Annotated in this window: 19 protein-coding genes; 11 read left to right on the top strand and 8 right to left on the bottom strand. The window is 59.8% G+C overall.

All coding sequences use genetic code 11. The features are described from left to right. Window positions 1-26 precede the first annotated feature (26 nt). From AC193Q_RS12835 to flgA, 4 genes are all read right to left on the bottom strand, one after another. On the bottom strand, window positions 27-773 hold the full coding sequence (locus tag AC193Q_RS12835; protein ID WP_041074294.1) for a flagellar brake protein: 747 nt from the start codon (window positions 771-773) through the stop codon (window positions 27-29). A gap of 92 nt (window positions 774-865) precedes the next feature. After that, window positions 866-1,333: a flagella synthesis protein FlgN gene (locus tag AC193Q_RS12830; protein ID WP_027612275.1), complete on the bottom strand. Its 468-nt coding sequence runs from the start codon at window positions 1,331-1,333 to the stop codon at window positions 866-868. Window positions 1,334-1,381: 48 nt separating this feature from the next. After that, window positions 1,382-1,708 (bottom strand): flagellar biosynthesis anti-sigma factor FlgM, encoded by a 327-nt coding sequence (gene flgM / locus AC193Q_RS12825; RefSeq protein WP_041074296.1) that lies wholly within the window; start codon window positions 1,706-1,708, stop codon window positions 1,382-1,384. A 160-nt stretch (window positions 1,709-1,868) separates the two neighbouring features. Then, window positions 1,869-2,630: a flagellar basal body P-ring formation chaperone FlgA gene (gene flgA, locus AC193Q_RS12820; RefSeq protein WP_483879589.1), complete on the bottom strand. Its 762-nt coding sequence runs from the start codon at window positions 2,628-2,630 to the stop codon at window positions 1,869-1,871. Between the two features lie 82 nt (window positions 2,631-2,712). Between flgA and AC193Q_RS12815 the strand changes: the two genes are divergently transcribed. The 6 genes from AC193Q_RS12815 to flgE all read left to right on the top strand — a co-directional run bounded on the left by AC193Q_RS12815 (window position 2,713) and on the right by flgE (window position 7,804). Continuing rightward, window positions 2,713-3,645 (top strand): chemotaxis protein CheV, encoded by a 933-nt coding sequence (locus AC193Q_RS12815; protein WP_041074300.1) that lies wholly within the window; start codon window positions 2,713-2,715, stop codon window positions 3,643-3,645. Window positions 3,646-3,691: 46 nt separating this feature from the next. Next, on the top strand, window positions 3,692-4,519 hold the full coding sequence (gene cheR / locus AC193Q_RS12810) for a protein-glutamate O-methyltransferase CheR (protein ID WP_007963053.1): 828 nt from the start codon (window positions 3,692-3,694) through the stop codon (window positions 4,517-4,519). A 339-nt stretch (window positions 4,520-4,858) separates the two neighbouring features. Next, complete coding sequence (flgB, locus tag AC193Q_RS12805; protein ID WP_025112931.1) at window positions 4,859-5,266, top strand: flagellar basal body rod protein FlgB; 408 nt, start codon at window positions 4,859-4,861, stop codon at window positions 5,264-5,266. A gap of 3 nt (window positions 5,267-5,269) precedes the next feature. Then, a complete protein-coding gene (flgC, locus tag AC193Q_RS12800; protein WP_003227217.1) occupies window positions 5,270-5,713 on the top strand; it encodes a flagellar basal body rod protein FlgC in 444 nt (147 codons plus the stop codon). A gap of 15 nt (window positions 5,714-5,728) precedes the next feature. Beyond that, the gene (gene flgD, locus AC193Q_RS12795; RefSeq protein WP_047295813.1) at window positions 5,729-6,457 is read left to right on the top strand and encodes a flagellar hook assembly protein FlgD; all 729 of its coding nucleotides are present in this window, start codon (window positions 5,729-5,731) and stop codon (window positions 6,455-6,457) included. Window positions 6,458-6,487: 30 nt separating this feature from the next. After that, window positions 6,488-7,804: a flagellar hook protein FlgE gene (gene flgE / locus AC193Q_RS12790; RefSeq protein WP_041075033.1), complete on the top strand. Its 1,317-nt coding sequence runs from the start codon at window positions 6,488-6,490 to the stop codon at window positions 7,802-7,804. Between the two features lie 668 nt (window positions 7,805-8,472). On the opposite strand, the gene AC193Q_RS12785 is transcribed toward flgE, so the two are convergent. Beyond that, complete coding sequence (locus AC193Q_RS12785) at window positions 8,473-11,367, bottom strand: ribonucleoside-diphosphate reductase subunit alpha (protein WP_041067575.1); 2,895 nt, start codon at window positions 11,365-11,367, stop codon at window positions 8,473-8,475. A 792-nt stretch (window positions 11,368-12,159) separates the two neighbouring features. Here AC193Q_RS12785 and AC193Q_RS12780 point away from each other — a divergent pair. Together AC193Q_RS12780 and AC193Q_RS12775 are read left to right on the top strand one after the other, a co-directional pair. Beyond that, window positions 12,160-12,882 (top strand): response regulator, encoded by a 723-nt coding sequence (locus AC193Q_RS12780; protein ID WP_127652323.1) that lies wholly within the window; start codon window positions 12,160-12,162, stop codon window positions 12,880-12,882. Further along, window positions 12,879-14,489: an ATP-binding protein gene (locus tag AC193Q_RS12775; RefSeq protein ID WP_483879588.1), complete on the top strand. Its 1,611-nt coding sequence runs from the start codon at window positions 12,879-12,881 to the stop codon at window positions 14,487-14,489. Before AC193Q_RS12780 ends, AC193Q_RS12775 begins: the two co-directional genes overlap by 4 nt. A gap of 143 nt (window positions 14,490-14,632) precedes the next feature. Here AC193Q_RS12775 and AC193Q_RS12770 read toward each other — a convergent pair whose 3' ends face one another. Continuing rightward, window positions 14,633-15,358 (bottom strand): 4'-phosphopantetheinyl transferase family protein, encoded by a 726-nt coding sequence (locus tag AC193Q_RS12770; RefSeq protein WP_483879587.1) that lies wholly within the window; start codon window positions 15,356-15,358, stop codon window positions 14,633-14,635. A gap of 167 nt (window positions 15,359-15,525) precedes the next feature. After that, the gene (locus AC193Q_RS12765; protein ID WP_483879586.1) at window positions 15,526-16,317 is read right to left on the bottom strand and encodes a dienelactone hydrolase family protein; all 792 of its coding nucleotides are present in this window, start codon (window positions 16,315-16,317) and stop codon (window positions 15,526-15,528) included. Window positions 16,318-16,458: 141 nt separating this feature from the next. Between AC193Q_RS12765 and AC193Q_RS12760 the strand changes: the two genes are divergently transcribed. The 3 genes from AC193Q_RS12760 to AC193Q_RS12750 all read left to right on the top strand — a co-directional run bounded on the left by AC193Q_RS12760 (window position 16,459) and on the right by AC193Q_RS12750 (window position 19,236). Continuing rightward, window positions 16,459-17,064: a membrane protein gene (locus tag AC193Q_RS12760; protein WP_027612287.1), complete on the top strand. Its 606-nt coding sequence runs from the start codon at window positions 16,459-16,461 to the stop codon at window positions 17,062-17,064. Between the two features lie 151 nt (window positions 17,065-17,215). Further along, window positions 17,216-17,893 (top strand): response regulator transcription factor, encoded by a 678-nt coding sequence (locus tag AC193Q_RS12755; protein WP_027612288.1) that lies wholly within the window; start codon window positions 17,216-17,218, stop codon window positions 17,891-17,893. Further along, window positions 17,890-19,236, top strand: a complete 1,347-nt coding sequence (locus AC193Q_RS12750) for an ATP-binding protein (RefSeq protein ID WP_047295802.1) — start codon at window positions 17,890-17,892, stop codon at window positions 19,234-19,236. The genes AC193Q_RS12755 and AC193Q_RS12750 overlap by 4 nt, the downstream gene beginning before the upstream one ends. Before the next feature lie 144 nt (window positions 19,237-19,380). On the opposite strand, the gene AC193Q_RS12745 is transcribed toward AC193Q_RS12750, so the two are convergent. Beyond that, window positions 19,381-20,379, bottom strand: coding sequence for an AraC family transcriptional regulator (locus tag AC193Q_RS12745; RefSeq protein ID WP_047295800.1), 999 nt, complete (start codon window positions 20,377-20,379; stop codon window positions 19,381-19,383). Window positions 20,380-20,717 lie beyond the last annotated feature (338 nt).

Raw genomic sequence — 20,717 nt, 5'->3', positions numbered from 1 at the left:
CTGCCCTTTCTATTTGCCTGTGCGAATCACAGATCGTCTTTATCGAACCGGCGTGCTTCACGCTGCAACTGATAGACGAAGCGCTCGACGTTGCGCGCCGCCTGGCCACTGATGTTGTGGAAGCGCAAGCCGGCGAAGGTGATGTTGAGCTTTTCTTCGAAGTGCAGATAGCGCAGCTCGACCGAGATCGGTTGATTGCCGAACAGTGGGGTGGCGATCATGCGGTCATAGACCTGACCCAGTTGCAGGCGGTCGGTGATGTCGCCTTCAAAGCGCAGTTTGCAACCGGTGGCGGAAATATCCAGCAGTTTGCCGTTGATCGGCGCCTTGAGTTTTTCGCCGCCAAGTTCGACGCTGACCAGATCGGTCAGCTTCAACGCGGCACGAAAGGCATTGCGGCGCTGGTGGTAGACCACTTCGGTTGGCAGTTGACCGGTATAGAAGCGGTCACCGTCGGATTCTTCGATGTTCAGCGTGCCGGTGCATTCCCAGGCGATGCGCACACCTTCGTGGAAGCCTTCGACCTTGAACGGTTCGCCCGCCTGCAGAAAACGCTCGCCATCGCGCGGGATCATTTCGTCCAGGGCAATCGTCGCGGTTTCCCGGTCAACCTTGATCAGGTAGCTCTGGAAGCGCTGGCTGCGCTCATGGAAGGTGATGATCAGCGGGTCGTGGCTTTCTTGCAGCTGGCGCAGGTTGCTGGAGATTTCCAGGGGCGTGGTCAGCACCTTTGGTGGCTGCGGAGTATCATCCGCGCTTAGGGCGTTTGGCACGTTTTCTCAATCTCCAGACAAAATTTGACTACGACTAGCCAGCATTTTGCCAGCATGTTTCGCGGGTTGATAGTGCAGGCACATCGAATGGCTCACGCCTGGCTGAGCGTACGCGGCTTGGTGGGTTTGGCGAAAGTGCCCGAGGCGTCATACAGCGCTGGCGGTTCGCCCCCGGTGAGGATTTTCAGCTGATTGGCCGTAGCGGCCTGCTGGATCTGGATCGACTGGCCGTTCTTGACGTTGGCCGCCTGGCACTGGGCAATCAGGTCGGTCAGCACATCGCTTTGGGACAGCAACTGGTCGCCAATGCTCGACTGGCTGGCCAGTTGCTCCAGGCCCTGACGGTCGAGCGGCAGGTTGAGGCTGGCAAGGATTTCGCTGCGCTTGCGGCCATGCTGTTCAAGCAGAATGATCAATGCCTGTTTGCGCGCCAGAATATCTTCGAGCAGAGGCATGTCGCGACCGTGCAAAGCGAGGGACTCGGTTTGCAGCAACTCCAGCAATTGTTGAGCTGGAGCAAAGTCGTCGGTGATCAGTTGCAATAAATTAGTGTCGTGCATGGCTGGCCTTGGGTTCTAAGCGTCCAAAAGCCTGGCGCCGGCAAAAGCCTAGCGCTGGGCTTCGAAGTTGAGCAGTTTGCTGGCTACACGGTTGCTGTCGACCTTGTAGCTGCCATCGGCAATCGCTGCTTTCAACTCGGCCACGCGGGCTTTGTCGACGGCAGGCTGATCGCGCAGCTTGTCAGTGACCTTCTGCAACTGTTGAGCCTCATTGCTGAGGTGTACCGATTCCCCGCTTTTTGCGGTACCGGCCGTTTCGGCCTGGGTATTCAGCGGCGCGGAGGTGCCGGTTTCGGCGGTTTCCTTGGCGTTGCTGGTACGCGTACTGCCCGTAAGTGACGAGGAGCTGTTCAAACGGCTGAAATCGATGACCATGTTAAAAACCTCTGGGAATTTGGACGCTTGCCATGTTCTCGGCCATTCCCTGGAAAACTTTAGGCTCACTTTGCAATGAGCTGCATGTGCCGAAGCGTGTCCTGCTGCGGCACAGTTTAGGGAAGCGTCGGGGCTGGCGCCAGTTTTCTGCTCGAGCGTTTTACATGGCGACTTCCACTTGGCCCGGCGCGATGACCTGCGCCTTGATTACCCGGTTGGAATTGAGGTTTTTTACCCGGATCTGTTCTTTCAAACCGCCATTGGCCAGGGCTTCACCGGGCATGCGCACGGCGAGTGTACCGCTGCGGGCGATGATGACCACCTGATCGCCCTTGCGCACCACTTCTGCCTGTTCCAGATGCACCAGGGTAATCACCTGATCGGCTACCGTTGGTCGGGTTAATTTCTGCCCGATGGCTTCATCCACCGACGTCAGAAAACCCTGATTGACCTGGCTGATGTCGCGTTCACGCAAGGTCACGTCTTGCGGTTCGATAATCGCGGCGCGCTTGAGCGGTCGGGTGGTGGTGACAATCTCGCGAAACAGGCGGACTTGAGCGGGCACGAACACCGTCCACGGCGAGCTTCCTTCGCACCGGACCTTGACCGTAACGCGGCCCAGCGGACGTGCAGGACTCTCCAGTGACGCTGTCAATTCCTTGTCGCACATAGGCATGCGCATACGCGGGTCGAGCTGGTTGACCTCGATTTCGTAGCGGCCTTCCGTTTGACTGGTAGCCAGATAGTCTTCTACGGTGAACTCAAGAAAGCCCTGAGTGACGCCGATAAGCATGTCAGGCAAGGTAACCGTATCAGCACCGGCAGGGCTGCCAGCGAAAAACAAGCAGACGGCAGACGTCGCGCACAGCGCTTTGCGGGTGCGGGAGGTCAGGCGTCGAAAAAATGTCGTTTGATCGTTCATACGAGTTAAAAAGCAAGCGCCGTGCCGTTTAGCAATGAATGTGCGTCGCAACAACACTTGGCGTTGGTGTAGGAGTCTGGGCATGGCTGGTGTAATGGATTCGGTGAACCAGCGCACGCAACTGGTAGGGCAGAATCGCCTGGAGCTGTTGTTGTTCCGTCTCGACGGTCAGCAGCTCTACGGCATCAACGTGTTCAAGGTGCGGGAAGTGCTGCAATGCCCGTCGCTGACGTTGATGCCCAAGTCCAGTCCTGTCGTGTGCGGGGTGGCGAATATCCGGGGGGCGACCATTCCGATCCTTGATCTGGCAATGGCGACCGGTTCCGGGGCGTTGAAAGACAAGAACAGTCCGTTCGTGATCATCACGGAGTACAACACCAAGACCCAGGGTTTCCTGGTTCGCTCGGTGGAGCGCATCGTCAACATGAACTGGGAAGAGATCCATCCGCCGCCCAAGGGCACGGGGCGCGATCATTACCTGACCGCTGTGACTCGAGTCGACAATCAGTTAGTCGAAATCATCGATGTCGAGAAGGTACTGGCGGAAGTCGCGCCGACGCCGGAAGCGATTTCGGTCGGCGTGGTCGATGTCGAGACCCAGAGCAAGGCGTTGTCGCTGCGGGTGCTGACGGTCGATGACTCGTCGGTGGCGCGCAAGCAGGTCACGCGCTGCCTGCAGACGGTCGGGGTCGAAGTGGTGGCGCTGAACGATGGCAAGCAGGCGCTGGACTACCTGCGCAAGCTGGTCGATGAGGGCAAGAAGCCGGAAGAAGAGTTCCTGATGATGATTTCCGACATCGAGATGCCGGAGATGGACGGGTACACCCTGACGGCGGAGATCCGCAGCGATCCACGCATGCAAAAGCTTCATATCATCCTGCATACTTCGTTGTCGGGAGTATTCAATCAGGCGATGGTCAAGAAAGTCGGTGCCGATGACTTCCTGGCCAAATTCCGTCCTGATGACCTGGCATCCCGGGTAGTCGACCGGATCAAAGCAGCAGATATCAGCTAGGGGCCTTCTGCCCCTGGCGGTCAACACGATTTAAGAGGCGGCATCATTGTCTACGGGTAATTTGGATTTCGAACAGTTCCGGGTCTTCCTGGAAAAAGCCTGTGGCATTTTGCTCGGTGAAAACAAGCAGTACCTGGTCTCGAGCCGTCTCAACAAACTGATGGAGCAGCAAGGCATCAAGTCCCTGGGTGAGCTGGTACAGCGCATCCAGACCCAGCCGCGCAGCGGTTTGCGCGAGCAGGTGGTCGATGCCATGACGACCAACGAAACCTTGTGGTTTCGCGACACCTATCCGTTTGAAGTCTTGAAGAACAAGGTGCTGCCCGAGGCGATCAAGGCCAGCCCCAACCAGCGTTTGCGGATCTGGTCGGCGGCCTGCTCGTCGGGTCAGGAACCGTATTCGCTGTCGATGTCGATCGACGAGTTCGAGCGCAGCAACCTTGGTCAGTTGAAGATGGGCGTACAGATCGTTGCTACCGACCTGTCCGGCAGCATGCTGACCAACTGCAAGACCGGCGAGTACGACAGCCTGGCCATCGGCCGCGGTTTGTCCGCCGATCGCTTGCAACGCTACTTCGACCCGAAAGGGCCGGGGCGCTGGGTGATCAAGGCGCCGATCAAGAACCGGGTGGAATTCCGTTCGTTCAACCTGCTCGACAGCTACGCCAGTCTGGGCAAGTTCGACATCGTGTTCTGCCGCAACGTGCTGATCTACTTCTCCGCCGAGGTGAAGAAAGACATCCTGTTGCGCATTCACAGCACGCTGAAGCCGGGCGGCTATCTGTTCCTTGGCGCGTCCGAAGCGCTGAACGGTTTGCCGGATCATTACCAGATGGTTCAGTGCAGTCCGGGGATCATTTACCAGGCGAAGTGAAACAAAGCATCAGGCATACAAAATCGGGAGCCCCAAGGGCTCCCTTTTTTATGCCTGATGCTTTGTTCCATGCAGGAGTTGCCGAAGGCTGCGATCTTTTCATCCTGTTTTGAACGATCAAGATCAAAAAGATCGCAGCCTTCGGCAGCTCCTACAGGGAGAGGTGTTAACAGGACGAAGCGGCAGAAAAGCGGCAGGCAGCGGAAACCGGTTGCCGCTTTTCTGGCATTGCCGCTTTGCCGATTCCCCGCAAAGCCCCGGTTTACGCGGGTTTCTGTGTTTGGCACGGCGCTTGCTAAAGCTCAGGTACGAAAAACCGCTCACCCGAAGGTTCCCGACATGAGCATCAGCTTCGATAAAGCGCTCGGCATTCACGAAAAGGCATTGGGTTTCCGTGCCCAGCGCGCTGAAGTGCTGGCCAACAACATCGCCAACGCCGATACCCCGAACTACAAGGCTCGGGATCTGGACTTCTCCAAAGTGCTCGAAGCACAGAGCCAGAAAAACGCCAACGGCACCATCGCCCTGAACATGACCAACAGCCGTCACATCGAAGCTGAAGGCCTGGGCAATGGCGACGAGTCGCTGATGTATCGCACGCCGATGCAGCCTTCGATCGACCAGAACACCGTGGATGCTCAGCTGGAACAGTCCAACTACGCGGAAAACGCCGTGGGCTTCCAGGCCAGCTTCACCCTGCTCAACAGCAAATTCAAAGGGCTGGTATCGGCCCTGCGCGGAGAGTAATCCATGTCCCTGTCCAGCGTTTTCAACATTGCCGGCAGCGGCATGAGCGCACAAACCACGCGTCTGAACACCGTGGCGTCGAACATCGCCAACGCCGAAACCGTTTCGTCGAGCATCGACCAGACCTACCGCGCCCGTCACCCGGTGTTCGCCACCATGTTTCAGGGCGGCCAGAACAGCGGCAGCAACTCGCTGTTCCAGAGCCAGGATGCCGCAGGGCAGGGCGTGCAAGTGCTCGGCGTGGTCGAAGACCAGAGCAACCTCGAAGCACGCTACGAGCCGAACCATCCGGCCGCTGACGCCAAGGGCTACGTCTACTACCCGAACGTCAACGTGGTGGAAGAAATGGCTGACATGATTTCCGCGAGCCGGTCGTTCCAGACCAACGCCGAAATGATGAACACCGCCAAAACCATGATGCAGAAGGTACTGACCCTCGGTCAGTAATAAGGGGCGACGGCCATGAGTGTTTCCGATACCACCAGCAGCCTGAGCATGAATGACATCCTGTCGAACTCCTCGAAGAAAACGAGCAGTACGACCGGCGATGGCATTGCCTCGGCCACCAACAGCACCACCGGCGGCCAGGCCCTGGGCAAGGATGCGTTCCTGCAACTGCTGGTCACCCAGCTGAAAAACCAGAACCCGCTTGATCCGCAGGACAACAGCGCCTTCGTTGCGCAGCTGGCGCAGTTCAGCAGCCTTGAGGGCATCACCACCCTCAACAGCACCGTCAGTTCGCTGGCCGGCAACTACAACTCCTCGCAAGCCTTGCAGGCGTCGTCGCTGGTGGGCCGCAACGTGATCGTGCAGACCAACACCGTTCAATTGGACGACCCAAGCAAAGGCATGACCGGTTCGGTCAGCGTTCCGTCGTCGATTGCCGGCGGCACCGTCAGCATTACCGACAGCAGCGGCACGGTGGTTCGCACCCTCGATCTGGGCAGTCGCGCCGCAGGCAGCGCGAGCTTCACCTGGGACGGCAAGGACAAGGACGGCAACCTGGTGAAGACCGGTACCTACACCGTCAAGGCCAACGCCTCGATCAATGGCACCTCGACCGATATGGCGACCTACCTGCCAGCCACGGTCAACAGCGTGACCATCAGCCAGACCGGTGGCGAGCTGATGCTCAACCTGTCCGGCAAGGGCACCGTCGCCCTGTCCAAAGTACAAACCATTGGTATATAGAGCCGACCAACCGGCACAAAGGAGTGGAATATGTCTTTCAATATCGGCCTTAGCGGTCTCTATGCAGCCAACAAACAACTGGACGTGACCGGCAACAACATCGCCAACGTCGCGACTGCCGGTTTCAAATCGTCCCGTGCAGAATTCGAAGACGTCTACTCGGCCACTCGCCTGGGTAGCGGCAGCAAGGTCATCGGCAACGGTGTGCGCCTGGCCAACGTGTCCCAGCAGTTCACCCAGGGTGACATCAACAACACCGGTAACGTGCTGGACATGGGCATTAACGGTTCCGGCTTCTTCACCATGAGCAACAACGGCTCGATTTCCTATACCCGTGCCGGTACGTTCAAAGTCGACAACGCCGGTTACATCACCAACACCGATTACACCTCGCGTCTGCAAGGTTACGGTGTGGATGCCAACGGCAAGATCATCAACGGTGTGTTGACCGACCTGAAAATCGATACTTCCAACCTGGCGCCGAAGTCCACCTCGCTGGTGACCTCGACCATCAACCTGAATTCGTCGGCACCGGTGATCGACGACACAGTGGCGGCCGGCAAGTTCGATCCGTCAAAACTTGAGACTTACACCAAGCAGTTCAGTACGCCGATCTATGATTCCCAGGGCAACTCGCACGTCATGGATCAGTACGTGGTGAAGACTGGCCAGAACACCTGGAAGGTCTACACCCTGGTAGACGGTCGTAACCCGGACGCTACTGGCAGCGATCCGAAGGTCACCGCGCCGACACCTTCTACCATGACGTTTGACTCCGCTGGCAAGCTGACCCAGGTCAGCACTCTGCCAGGTCCTGTGATCAGCAGTGACCTGAAGCTCACTGGCTGGGTGCCGGGTACTGTGGTTAACGGGACGTTCACGCCTAACGGCGCTTCGGCGAACCCGGCCGGTATCACCATTTCGATGGCGCAGACCACCCAGTACAACGCAGATACCGCTCGTTCGATCCCGACTCAGGATGGTTACGCCACTGGCCAGATCACCAACCTGACCATCGACGGCACCGGTACGCTGTTCGCCAACTTCAGCAACAACCAGAGCAAGGCCATCGGCCAGGTTGCGCTGGCCAGCTTCACCAACGAGCAAGGCCTGCAGCCTGTCGGCGGCACAAGTTGGAAAGAGACGTTCGCCTCGGGTATCCCGGGTTACGACGCGCCGAAAACCGGTACTTTGGGTGAGGTGGTGTCCAACTCGCTGGAAGAGTCCAACGTTAACCTGACCAACGAGCTGGTGGATCTGATCAAGGGCCAGAGCAACTATCAGGCGAACGCCAAGACTATCTCCACCCAGAGCACCATCATGCAGACCATCATTCAGATGACCTGATTGCGGTTTCTGATTGTGCAAGGGAGCCCCTCTTTTTGAGGGGCTTTTTTGTGGGCTATTGTTTTGTGGGCTTATCCGTTGCTGCGGTAACGGCTACTTAGGGTTTCGCCCTTACGGCGAGTCACTTTTGCAGACGCCCAAAAGTAACCAAAACGCTTGGTCCCAACGTTCGGCCCTCGCCGTGGCTCGGGTTCCTTCGCTACGGTATTCATCCGGGGGGCATCGCCTACGGTTTGCTTCGCTGCACCTCCTCTCGATGTGTTTGGCTTCGCCAAACGGTCGCTACGCTCCCACCCCCGGATGAATCCCTCCACTCAGCCTGCCGACGGGCCCTCAGATCAAAAGCGGTACTCGAGCTAACGCTCATCGTGTTGGATGGCGGAAAAGCGAGCGCTTGGCTGTGGGAGTCAGCCTGCTGGCGATGGCGGCCTGACAGCCGACCAATCTCTGACTGAACGCACCCAGGCTCATGTAGGAGCTGCCGAAGGCTGCGATCTTTTGATCTTTGGCAGAGCACTAAAGATCAAAAGATCGCAGCCTCGTTGCACTCGACAGCTCCTACAGGTAAATGGCAGACAAAAGAAAACCCCCGACAAACCAGAAGTCTGTCGGGGGTTTTCTTTTGCCTGGAGGTATCAGGCGTCTCGCGACGCCTGACCCGGCTCAGCTTATTGGCAAGCTTCGCAATCCGGCTCGTCGATCGCGCAAGCCTTTGGCACTGGCGCCGGACCGGCCGGAGCGGCCAGAACCGAATCGTCGCCGTGGTTGCCGCCGCTGGAAACAGCGTTCAGCTTGCCGGTGTTGATGGTCGACTTCTCGGTGCTGGTCGCGGCCAGGGCACGGAGGTAGTAGGTGGTTTTCAGACCACGGTACCAGGCCATACGGTAGGTCACGTCGAGCTTCTTGCCCGAGGCGCCGGCGATGTACAGGTTCAGCGACTGGGCCTGGTCGATCCACTTCTGACGACGGCTGGCGGCGTCAACGATCCACTTGGTGTCCACTTCGAACGCGGTCGCGTAGAGCTCTTTGAGTTCCTGCGGGATGCGCTCGATCTGCTGAACCGAACCGTCGTAGTACTTCAGGTCGTTGATCATGACCGAGTCCCACAGACCGCGAGCCTTGAGGTCGCGAACCAGGTACGGGTTGATCACGGTGAATTCGCCCGACAGGTTCGATTTCACATACAGGTTCTGGTAGGTCGGTTCGATCGACTGCGAGACGCCGGTGATGTTGGCGATGGTTGCGGTCGGTGCGATGGCCATGATGTTGGAGTTACGAATGCCTTTCTGTACACGGGCGCGAACCGGTGCCCAGTCCAGGGTTTCGTTCAGGTCAACGTCGATGTACTTCTGGCCGCGCTGTTCGATCAGGATCTGTTGCGAATCCAGCGGCAGGATGCCTTTGGACCACAGCGAACCGTTGAAGGTCTCGTACGCGCCGCGCTCGTCGGCCAGGTCGCAGGACGCCTGGATCGCGTAGTAGCTGACCGCTTCCATCGACTTGTCGGCGAACTCGACGGCAGCGTCGGAACCGTAAGGGATGTGCTGCAGGTACAGCGCGTCCTGGAAGCCCATGATGCCCAGACCGACCGGACGGTGGCGGAAGTTGGAGTTCTTCGCTTGCGGCACCGAGTAGTAGTTGATGTCGATCACGTTGTCGAGCATGCGCACGGCGGTGTTCACGGTGCGTTGCAGCTTGGCGGTGTCCAGCTTGCCGTCGACGATGTGGTTCGGCAGGTTGATCGAGCCCAGGTTGCAAACGGCGATCTCGTCCTTGTTGGTGTTCAAGGTGATCTCGGTGCACAGGTTCGAGCTGTGAACCACGCCGACGTGCTGCTGCGGGCTACGCAGGTTGCACGGGTCTTTGAAAGTCAGCCACGGGTGGCCGGTTTCGAACAGCATGGAGAGCATTTTGCGCCACAGGTCTTTGGCCTGGATGGTCTTGAACAGCTTGACCTTGCCCGGGTACTCGGTCAGGGCTTCGTAGTACTCGTAGCGCTCTTCGAAGGCTTTACCGGTCAGGTCGTGCAGATCCGGTACTTCGGAAGGCGAGAACAGGGTCCACTTGCCGTCATCGAAGACGCGCTTCATGAACAGGTCAGGGATCCAGTTGGCGGTGTTCATGTCGTGGGTACGACGACGATCATCACCGGTGTTCTTGCGCAGTTCGATGAACTCTTCGATGTCCATGTGCCAGGTTTCCAGGTAGGCACACACAGCGCCTTTGCGCTTGCCACCCTGGTTAACGGCTACGGCGGTGTCGTTCACTACTTTGAGGAACGGAACCACGCCTTGCGACTTGCCGTTGGTGCCCTTGATGTACGAACCCAGTGCACGCACCGGCGTCCAGTCGTTGCCCAGGCCGCCAGCGAATTTGGACAACATGGCGTTGTCGTGGATCGCGTGGTAGATGCCCGACAGGTCGTCCGGAACGGTGGTCAGGTAGCAGCTCGACAGCTGTGGACGCAGGGTACCGGCGTTGAACAGTGTTGGGGTCGAAGCCATGTAGTCAAAGGACGACAGCAGGTTGTAGAACTCGATCGCGCGGTCTTCTTTCTGCTTCTCTTCGATCGCCAGGCCCATGGCCACGCGCATGAAGAAGATCTGCGGCAGTTCGAAACGCACGCCATCCTTGTGGATGAAGTAACGGTCGTACAGGGTCTGCAGGCCCAGGTAGGTGAATTGCTGGTCGCGCTCGTGGTTGATCGCCTTGCCCAGTTTTTCCAGGTCGAAGGAGGCCAGCACAGGGTTCAGCAGTTCGAACTCGATACCTTTGGCGATGTAAGCCGGCAGTGCCTTGGCGTACAGGTCGGCCATTTCGTGGTGAGTGGCGCTCTCGGCCACGCCGAGGAAGCCCAGGCCTTCGGCACGCAGGGTGTCCATCAGCAGGCGGGCGGTGACGAACGAGTAGTTCGGCTCACGTTCAACCAGGGTACGCGCGGTCATCACCAACGCGGTGTTGACGTCGTTCAGGGCCACGCCGTCGTACAGGTTTTTCAGGGTTTCGCGCTGGATCAGGTCGCCATCGACTTCAGCCAGGCCTTCGCAGGCTTCGGTGACGATGGTGTTCAGGCGGCCCATGTCCAGCGGCGCGAGGCTGCCGTCGGCGCGGGTGATGCGGATCGACGGGTGCGCGTCGACGGCGGCTTCGACCGGGGTATGGGCTGCGCGTTCTTTCGAACGGGCGTCACGGTAGATCACGTAGTCGCGAGCGACTTTCTGCTCGCCGGCACGCATCAGGGCCAGTTCGACCTGGTCCTGGATTTCTTCGATGTGGATGGTGCCGCCCGACGGCATGCGACGCTTGAAGGTCGCGGTGACTTGTTCGGTCAGGCGGGCAACGGTGTCGTGGATTCGCGACGAAGCGGCAGCGGTGCCGCCCTCAACTGCGAGAAACGCTTTGGTGATAGCGACGGTGATCTTGTCATCGGTGTAAGGAACGACAGTGCCATTACGCTTGATCACGCGCAGTTGACCAGGCGCGGTGGCGGCCAGATCCGAATTCGAATCGGCGGCCTGCGGCAAGGTGCCCTGCGGGTTCTCGCGAGTTGTGTCGGTTTGCATGGGGGGTGATCTCCACATTCTCTATGTTTGTTTGGGCACCATCATGGTGCTCACCGTTCTGGTCCGAAGCACTACAACCGACGGGCGTCGGGCATAACAACTTCGGATCAGTAGGAAAAAGGCTAATGACGCCGCATCCTTGCCGAAGTTTTTGGCTGCGAGCCAGGGCTCGAGCCGGATTCCTTCCCGGATGACAGTAATGACTGCAACACCCGTACCGTTCCGGTCGTTTCCGACCTGAAAAACGGCGCCATCCGCAAGTGCGGTTTGGGCTTTGAAAAACTTGCTTGGTTCAACCGGAAACTGGCAATAAAGCGCTTGAGTTTCAGGCCCGAAATGTGGTTGGTCGCCTGAGCGGAAAACCCTATATGTAGGGTCTCTCCTCGCGCCGTGCTACAAGATAATGCGTTTCGAGAGGGCTTGCAACGTGCTAGCTGTGGATAAACCTGTGCGTAAATTGTGTAAGAAACCAGGAATTCCCGTGTAGGCCGCGAACCTGCTGAGCCAGACCGTTTGTCACTGTTTTTCACGCGGGAAAAACGCTTCAGCGGATTTTTAAGGGCGCGAACCCTATCACAAAAAACCGCCTTGTCCGAACGCATTTGCCGACTTGTGTTCTGCCGGTACGCCGTTTATACAATCGGGCGGGGTTTACCCATTCTTATGCTCCCAAAAGATGACAAAAAGACGGGAGCGTCGGAATCTGCGGACAACCGCACGCCTGTGTAGGAGCAGCCGCAGGGGGCAGTGTGTTTCTGCCTTATTAATAACAATAGAAAGCAGAGGTCACCGGTGGAGCAAGAAGCCTGGCAGGTATTGATAGTCGAGGACGACCAGCGACTGGCCGAACTCACCCGCGAATACCTGCAAGCCAATGGATTGCGCGTGGAGATCGAAGGCAACGGTGCGCTGGCGGCGGCGCGGATCATCAAGGAACAGCCGGACCTGGTGATCCTCGACCTGATGCTGCCCGGTGAAGACGGCCTGAGCATTTGCCGCAAGGTCCGCGACCGTTACGACGGGCCGATCCTGATGCTCACCGCGCGCACCGACGATGCCGACCAGATCCAGGGCCTCGACCTCGGTGCTGACGATTACGTGTGCAAACCGGTGCGCCCACGGCTGTTGCTGGCACGGATTCAGGCTTTGCTGCGGCGCAGTGACAGCGCCGAGCCGGTCGCGGAAAAAAGCCGCCGCCTGCAATTCGGCCCGCTGGTGGTGGACAACGCCTTGCGCGAAGCCTGGCTCAGTGACAGCGGCATCGAACTGACCAGCGCCGAATTCGACCTGCTCTGGCTGCTGGTGTCGAATGCCGGACGAATCCTCTCTCGCGAAGAGATTTTCACTGCGCTGCGTGGCATCGGCTATGACGGTCAGGACCGCTCGATCGATGTGCGCATTTCGCGCATCCGCCCGAAAATCGGCGATGACCCCGATCATCCGCGCCTGATCAAGACCATCCGCAGCAAAGGCTATCTGTTCGTTCCGGAAGCCTGCGTGGATCTGGCGCTGTGAACTCGATCTTCCTGCGCATCTATGGCGGCATGTGCGCGGCGCTGATTCTGGTGGCGGTGCTTGGGGTGCTGGCATTGCACCTGCTCAATCAGGTGCGCAGCGAGCAATACCGCGAGCGCCTGGCCCATGGCACGTTCTCGCTGATGGCCGACAACCTGCAGCCGATGAACGCAACCGAGCGCCACCGGGCATTGTTGGTCTGGGAGCGCCTGCTGGGGATTCCGCTGGCGCTGAAGACGTTTTCCGAGACCGATCTGGACCTCTCTCAGCGCGCCCGGGTGCAGCGCGGTCAGGCACTTGTGGAGCAGACCGGTCCGCATGCGGCGCGGGTCTATCGGCTGGTCAGCGACAAGGAACAGTTGCTGCTGACCGGCGATGTCCAGCAGATCAGCGAACAACTGGCCCGTGCGACTATTTACCTGCTGGCCGATGAACTGGTGCGGGTGCCGGTTGGCGAACAGCCCAAGCGGCTGGCGCAGTTAAAGGAGGAGAAAGGTTTCGGTTTTGATTTGCGCCTGGTCACGGTCAACGAGGCCGACATGGACGAAGACCAGAGCCGCCGTGTGTCCGAGGGCGATACGGTGATGGCGCTGGGCAAGGGCGGCGACTCGATCCGGGTGTTTGCCGGCATGGTCGGCACGCCGTGGGTGCTGGAGATCGGCCCTCTGTATCAGATGAATCCGTATCCGCCGCAATGGCTGGTGCTGATTGCGGCCCTCGGCCTGAGCCTGATCGGGCTGATCGTTTATCTGTTGGTGCGCCAGCTCGAACGACGTCTGCGCGGTCTCGAAGCCGCAGCCACGCGCATCGCCAAGGGCAGTCTGGAAACCCGAGTGCCGGCTCGTGGCGCTGACTCGGTGGGGCGGCTGGCGGCAGCGTTCAATGGCATGGCCGAGCACTTGCAGCAGTTGCTGGCGATCCAGCGCGAACTGGTGCGCGCAGTGTCCCATGAGTTGCGTACTCCCGTGGCGCGTCTGCGGTTCGGGCTGGAGATGATCGGCTCGGCCACCACCCCGCAGGCGCTGGAAAAGTACCGCGAGGGCATGGATCACGACATCGAGGATCTCGATAAGCTGGTGGACGAAATGCTCACCTACGCGCGGCTGGAGCAGGGGTCACCCGCGCTGACCTTTCAACGCATCGACCTCGATGCGCTGGTCAATCAAGTCATCGAAGAACTGGCGCCGTTACGTGCCGAGGTCACTGTACAACGCGGGTTGTGCCTGTCCGCTGCCGATAATGACGGCGCCTGGGTCGAGGCCGAGCCGCGCTTCCTGCACCGCGCGTTGCAGAACCTGGTGAGCAACGCGATGCGCCATGCGCACTCGAGCGTCACGGTGAGTTATCAGGTTGGGCAACTGCGCTGCCGGGTGGATGTCGAGGATGACGGGCCGGGTGTGCCGGAGTCAGCGTGGGAGCGCATCTTCACGCCGTTCCTGCGTCTGGATGACAGCCGCACACGGGCGTCGGGCGGGCATGGGCTGGGTCTGTCGATTGTGCGGCGGATCATTCACTGGCATGACGGGCGGGCGCTGATCAACAAGAGCAAGAGTCTGGGTGGGGCCTGTTTCAGTCTGAGCTGGCCGAGGAATCAGGAACGCCGCTGAGTTTTGTGCTGGTTTTGCCGGCCCCCATCGCTGGCAAGCCAGCTCCCACATTGTCCGGGGGCAGCACACGTTTTGGATACACCCCTGAAACCTGTGGGAGCTGGCTTGCCAGCGATGGGCCCCTCACCGGCGCTGAAAAATCTTCAGGCAGGAATGCTGACCAGACTCAACAACTGCCCATCCTGCACCCCGAACTGCGCGTCCAGCTCGGTGCCATGACGCCATTCACCTGAAAGATCGGTCAGCAAGCGCAAGCGAACCTGACCCTGCTCCGTCCACTCCAGCACCTCGGCGTGCTCGAAATAAAAGCGCTTCTGCACAATCGGGTACAGCGCCTTGAACAGGCTCTCTTTCACCGAAAACGTCAGGGTCACCCACAACCCCAGTTGCTCTCGCGAGCCGGCGGCCATGCGCTGCAATTCCGCTGGCGTGAGGATCTCCCCGGCCAGGCGTTCGGCACGCTCGGTCTCGAGCAGGTTTTCCAGGTCCATGCCCAAGCCGCGCCAGTGTCGCTTGTTGGCGACAATCGCCGCCGCGCGTCCGGTGCTGTGGGTGATCGAGCCGCAGATGTGCGCCGGCCACACCGGCGCCCGGTCTTCGCCAATCGCCGGAATCACATTTGAGCCTTCCAGTTGCTGCAGCGCAGCCCGGGCACAAATCCGCCCGGCGAGAAACTCGGCCTGCCGTTTGGCCACCGAGCGCTGAATGCTCGGCGGCGGCTCGATGGCGCTGCGCTGGAAGTCATCGCCGAGCAGTTGCTTCGGATCGAAACGGGTGCTGAGCAGGACGGTGTCAGGCAACACGTTGGGCAACGGCCAATGGGCGTCGAGCGGGGTGCAGCAGGCGGGGAGGGGCGGGCTGGAATTCATGGCGGGCATTTTGCCGGTTGGCGCGGATGCTGGGTAGAGCCAAAACCTGTATCAGGCGTCGCTGACCCTGTAGGAGCTGCCGAAGGCTGCGATCTTTTGTTCTTGATCTTAAGAAGCAAGATCAAAAGATCGCAGCCTTCGGCAGCTCCTACAGGGGGCGAAGTGGGTCAGCTGAAGATTTTCTGGAAGAACGCCTTCATGTCCGCCCAGGATTTTTCATCGGCCGCTTTGTTGTAGCCGATATCCGGGCCACCGTGATCGCCGTGGCTCAAGCGATCGGCATCCGGATTGGTGAAACCGTGCTTGGCGCCGTCGAGGCTGACGAATCTGTAGTCGGCGCCGGCCTTGTCCATTTCAGATTTGAACGCAGTGACGTTGTCGGCAGTGACCATGCTGTCCAGCGCGCCGTGTTCGACCAGAACCTTCGCCTTCACACTGCCGGGCGTCGCCGGGGTGGTGGTCGCCAGCGCACCGTGGAAACTCACCACGCCCGCCAGCGGCTCGCCCTGACGCGCCGCATTGAGCACCACGCCACCGCCGAAGCAGTAGCCGATGGCGGCGATTTTATTGACGTCGGTCTGCGGCTGCTTTTTCAGCAGATTCAACCCGGCCTCGAAGCGCTTGCTGGAGGCAGCGGCATCCTGGGTCGCGGCCTGCATGAACGCCATCGCATCTTTCGGGTGCTCGGTGTTCTTGCCCTCGCCATACATGTCGATCGCCAGCGCGCTGTAGCCCAGTTCGGCGAGATCGCGGGCGCGGCGTTTGGCGTAGTCGTTCAAGCCCCACCATTCATGCACCACGACGACTCCCGGGCGTTTGCCCTTGATCGCGTCGTCGTAGGCGTAGTAGCCGATCAGCCTGGTGCCGTCGGCACTCTGGTAGGGAATCTCCTGAGTCTTGATCGCGGCGTTGGCCAGACTGCTGGCGGCGAGCAAGGCGAGGGCGAGGAACAGGCGCATGGTCGGTCTCCTTATCGAAAGTGGTCAGGACAGCCTAGTCGATTTGATTCAGCGCAGGTTCAGAGAGTGTTCAGGGCAGGTACAGGGGCAGGTCAGTAACCTTGCGCCATACCCAAACAGCACTGTGATAGAGGAAACGCGATGAATCGTCTGAACAAACTGCTGCTGGCTTTTACCTTGTTGGGCTCCAGCCTTGCGGCACATGCCGATGACACCAGCAACTTCGCCGGCCTGACCTTTGGCCAGACCAGTGACAAGGTCAAAAAGTCCCACGCGCTGAACGACAACCTTGGCCACCCGGACGCCAGCGGTGCAATCGACGGCAACAACACCTACGGCGTGCGCCTCGGTCAGCAAAACTCGCAAGGTCGCTACTACGCCACCTACGACAACGTGTCCGGTTCGCACAATGGCATTAAACTGCGCCAGGAAAATCTGCTGGGCAGTTACGATCTGTTCTATCCAGTGGGCGGCAGCACCAAGCTGTTCGGCGGCGCCACGGCCGGTTTGACCAAGCTGACCCAGGATTCGCCAGGCTACAGCCGTGACAGCGATATCGGGTACGCCGTCGGTGGCCAGTTCGGTGTGCTGCAACAGGTGGCGCAGAATGTGTCGGTCGAACTTGGCTACCGTTACCTGATGAGCAACGCCAGCACTGAAATGAAAGAGAGCGGTGGCAGCAAGCAAGGCTCGCTGGACTTGACCAGCAGCGCCCAGACTTACCTGTCGGCGAACTACGCTTTCTAAAGCGCGGTTCGCTCTAGACCCTGTGGGAGCGAGCTTGCTCGCGAAAGCGGTCTATCAGTCGACAACACTGTTGGCTGATACATCGCCTTCGCGAGCAAGCCCGCTCCCACACATGCGTTGTTGGAGTTTTTGATTTACCCGGGAGAGCGTTATGAAGCTGTTGGTCGTCGAAGATGAAGCGCTGTTGCGCCATCACCTGCAAACCCGCCTGACGGAGAGTGGCCACGTGGTCGAGTCCGTGGCCAATGCCGAAGAGGCGCTGTACCAGACCGGACAGTTCAACTTCGATCTGGCGGTGATCGACCTCGGTCTGCCCGGCATGGGCGGTCTGGACCTGATTCGCCAGTTGCGTTCGAGCGGCAAGACCTTTCCGATCCTGATTCTCACTGCCCGTGGCAATTGGCAGGACAAGGTCGAGGGCCTCGCCGCCGGTGCCGACGACTACGTGGTCAAGCCGTTCCAGTTCGAAGAACTCGATGCGCGCCTCAACGCCTTGCTGCGCCGTTCCAGCGGTTTCACCCAGTCGACCATCGTTGCCGGGCCGCTGTTGCTTGATCTCAATCGCAAGCAGGCGTCACTGGATGAAGAGCCGCTGGCGCTGACCGCCTACGAATACCGCATCCTCGAATACCTGATGCGCCACCACCAGCAAGTGGTGCCCAAGGATCGCCTGATGGAACAGCTCTATCCGGACGACGACGAGCGTGATCCGAACGTGATCGAAGTGCTGGTCGGCCGCTTGCGCCGCAAGCTTGAAGGCCCGGGCGGGTTCAAGCCGATCGATACCGTGCGTGGTCTCGGCTACCTGTTCAATGAGCGCTGCACTTGATTCGTTCTCTTCGCGTTCGCTTGATGCTCGCCGCCACCACGTTGGCGGTGTTGTTCATGCTCGGCTTGCTGCCGGCCATGCAAGGCGCGTTCAGCCTGGCACTGCAGGACTCGATCGAGCAGCGCCTGGCGTCGGACGTCACCACGCTGATCTCGGCGGCACGCGTCGACAGTGGTCATCTGGTGATGCCGGCGCAACTGCCGGATGAGCGCTTCAATCTCACCGACAACCGCCTGCTCGGCTACATCTACGACCGCGAAGGCAAACTGGTCTGGCGCTCGAAAGGTACGCAGGAAGAGCAGATCAACTACAAGCCGCGTTACGACGGCATGGGTAACGAGTTCGCGCGGATCCGCGAGAGCAACGGCCAGGAGTTTTTCGTCTACGACGTCGAAGTCAAACTGCTCGGCGGCAAGAGCGCGGCTTTCAGTATCGTTGCGCTGCAACCGGTGCGCGAATATGAAAACACCCTTGAAGGCCTGCGCGAGAACCTCTATCTGGGCTTCGGCGCTGCCTTGTTGGTGCTGCTGGCGCTGTTGTGGATCGGCCTGACCTGGGGCCTCAAGGCGCTGCGTCGGCTGAGTCAGGAACTCGACGAAATCGAAAGCGGCACCCGCGAAAGCCTCACCGAACAGCACCCGCGCGAACTGCTGCGCCTGACCGGCTCGCTCAACCGTTTGCTGCACAGTGAACGCCAGCAACGCAGCCGTTACCGCGACTCTCTCGATGACCTGGCGCACAGCCTGAAAACCCCGTTGGCGGTGTTGCAAGGGGTCAGTGAAGACATGGCCCAACGCCCGGAAGATCGCGATCAAGCCTGGGTGCTGCAAACCCAGATCGAACGCATGAGCCAGCAAATCAGCTATCAACTGCAACGGGCCAGCCTGCGCAAAAGCGGTCTGGTGCGCCATCAGGTGCGGCTGCGGCCGGTGCTCCAGAGCCTGTGCGATACGCTGGACAAGGTTTACCGCGACAAACATGTTCGAGTGGCGTTTGACCTGCCGGAGCAATGTTATGTGCCGATCGAACAGGGCGCGTTGCTGGAGATGATGGGCAACCTGCTGGAAAACGCCTATCGCCTGTGCCTGAGCGAAGTGCGCATCAGCGTGCGCGAGAGCCTGACCGGTATCGAGTTGTGCATCGAAGACGACGGCCCCGGCGTGCCGCCGAATCAGCGCGCGCGAATCCTTGAGCGCGGCGAACGACTGGATCGTCAGCATCCGGGGCAGGGCATCGGGCTGGCGGTGGTCAAGGACATCATCGAAAGCTACAACGCCAAGCTGATGCTCGGGGATTCGCCGATGGGCGGGGCGGCATTCAGGATTCAGTTTCCTGCGGTTTAGGTGTTGGTCTTTCGGGCGCCATCGCTGGCAAGCCAGCTCCCACAGTGTCCGAGTCGTATACAAATTCCTTGAACGACATCAACACCTGTGGGAGCTGGCTTGCCAGCGATGAGGCCAGTCAAGGCGCCACAGACGGCGAGCAGATCACTGCTCCTGCGCCCGATAAGCCCCCGGTGTCAGCCCCGTCCATTTCTTGAACGCCCGGTGAAACGCCGACGGTTCGGAAAACCCCAGTTGCTCGGCAATCTGTTGCAACGACAGATCCGCCCGTCCCAGATGATAAATCGCGATGTCGCGGCGCAACTGATCCTTCAATTCCTGAAAACTGGTGCCTTCCTCACGCAAATGCCGACGCAGGGTCTGCGGGCTGATGTGCAACTGCGCAGCCACCGCTTCCAGGTCCGGCCAGTGCGCGCTGTCGCGGCTGAGCAAACGGCGCAGGCGGCTGCTGAGGCTGTCGCCGTCGTCCGGGCGCGACAACAGGTCGGCGGGGGAGCGTTCAAGGAAATGCTTCAAGGTGCGTTCGTCCTGCAACAGCGGCATGTGCAGGTAGCGGCTGTGAAACAGCAGGCTGCTCTGCTCGGCGCAAAACACCAACGGACAGGGGAACAGCAGGTCGTACTCGGCACCGTGCGCCGGTTTCGGGTAACTGAAGGTGGCCTGCTCCAGACGAATCCGCTGGCCGATCAGCCAACTGCCGAGGCGATGCCAGATCACCAGCAGGCTCTCGCTGAGAAAGTGATCCGGGTCCCATAACTGCGCATCATCGAGGCTCAGGCGCACCCATTCGTCTTCGCGGCTCAGGCTCAGGCGCGGGGCCGCGGGGAATAGGCTATAAAACAATAAACCGCGTTGCAGTGCCTTCTCCAGATTGCGGCAGTGGATCAGCGCGTGGCACATCATCGCGAAGCTGCCGGGTTTGCTTGGCGCGTTGCCAAAGCCCAGGTATTCGTCATCCAGCGCCAGCCACAGGCTCTGGATCAGTTGGGTGAATTGCTCCGGGGCGATGCGCGCCCGTGGCTCGTCGAGCAACTCGGGGCTGATGCCCAGTTGCTGCAGCAGCGGCGCATAGTCGAATCCCGAACGGCGTGCGCCACCGAGGGCGGCGCGGGCGAAATGACTGGCGATGGTACGTTCGCGCATAAGCGGCTGATCCTTCCTCAGGCGCCGGATGGTAGCCGGGGCAAGCGCAGGGCAACAAGGCGGATTTCCGCCAAATTGTAGGACGGGATTCGCTGACTTGGCGGAAATCCGCCACGCCTGCGTCACCGGGCAGTGACAAAAAATACCCTGCATACCCTGATATCAAAAGGCTTGCAGCGATTCGCACCAAAGTGGCACGGCGTTTGCGATAAGAGCGACAGAAGTGTGCGTCTTTCCGCTGGAATAGCGCTGCTCGACACAACAAATCCCTCCAGTGCAGGAGGGTTCGCAATTCAGGTTCTGCGCTCAACAGATGGATGTTGCCCGCGGGACGCTTG

Source organism: Pseudomonas sp. F2 (assembly GCF_057174385.1).
Note: the sequence above shows the minus strand (reverse complement) of the source record. Positions and strands in the feature narration are given on the sequence as shown.

Excerpts from the sequence above, each read along its gene's own strand:
- AC193Q_RS12830 (WP_027612275.1), bottom strand. The coding sequence starts at position 1,333 with ATGCACGACACTAATTTATTGCAACTGATCACCGACGACTTTGCTCCA.
- flgM (WP_041074296.1), bottom strand. The coding sequence starts at position 1,708 with ATGGTCATCGATTTCAGCCGTTTGAACAGCTCCTCGTCACTTACGGGC.
- flgA (WP_483879589.1), bottom strand. The coding sequence starts at position 2,630 with ATGAACGATCAAACGACATTTTTTCGACGCCTGACCTCCCGCACCCGC.
- AC193Q_RS12815 (WP_041074300.1), top strand. The coding sequence starts at position 2,713 with ATGGCTGGTGTAATGGATTCGGTGAACCAGCGCACGCAACTGGTAGGG.
- flgB (WP_025112931.1), top strand. The coding sequence starts at position 4,859 with ATGAGCATCAGCTTCGATAAAGCGCTCGGCATTCACGAAAAGGCATTG.
- flgC (WP_003227217.1), top strand. The coding sequence starts at position 5,270 with ATGTCCCTGTCCAGCGTTTTCAACATTGCCGGCAGCGGCATGAGCGCA.
- flgD (WP_047295813.1), top strand. The coding sequence starts at position 5,729 with ATGAGTGTTTCCGATACCACCAGCAGCCTGAGCATGAATGACATCCTG.
- flgE (WP_041075033.1), top strand. The coding sequence starts at position 6,488 with ATGTCTTTCAATATCGGCCTTAGCGGTCTCTATGCAGCCAACAAACAA.
- AC193Q_RS12785 (WP_041067575.1), bottom strand. The coding sequence starts at position 11,367 with ATGCAAACCGACACAACTCGCGAGAACCCGCAGGGCACCTTGCCGCAG.
- AC193Q_RS12770 (WP_483879587.1), bottom strand. The coding sequence starts at position 15,358 with ATGAATTCCAGCCCGCCCCTCCCCGCCTGCTGCACCCCGCTCGACGCC.
- AC193Q_RS12765 (WP_483879586.1), bottom strand. The coding sequence starts at position 16,317 with ATGCGCCTGTTCCTCGCCCTCGCCTTGCTCGCCGCCAGCAGTCTGGCC.
- AC193Q_RS12760 (WP_027612287.1), top strand. The coding sequence starts at position 16,459 with ATGAATCGTCTGAACAAACTGCTGCTGGCTTTTACCTTGTTGGGCTCC.
- AC193Q_RS12755 (WP_027612288.1), top strand. The coding sequence starts at position 17,216 with ATGAAGCTGTTGGTCGTCGAAGATGAAGCGCTGTTGCGCCATCACCTG.
- AC193Q_RS12745 (WP_047295800.1), bottom strand. The coding sequence starts at position 20,379 with ATGCGCGAACGTACCATCGCCAGTCATTTCGCCCGCGCCGCCCTCGGT.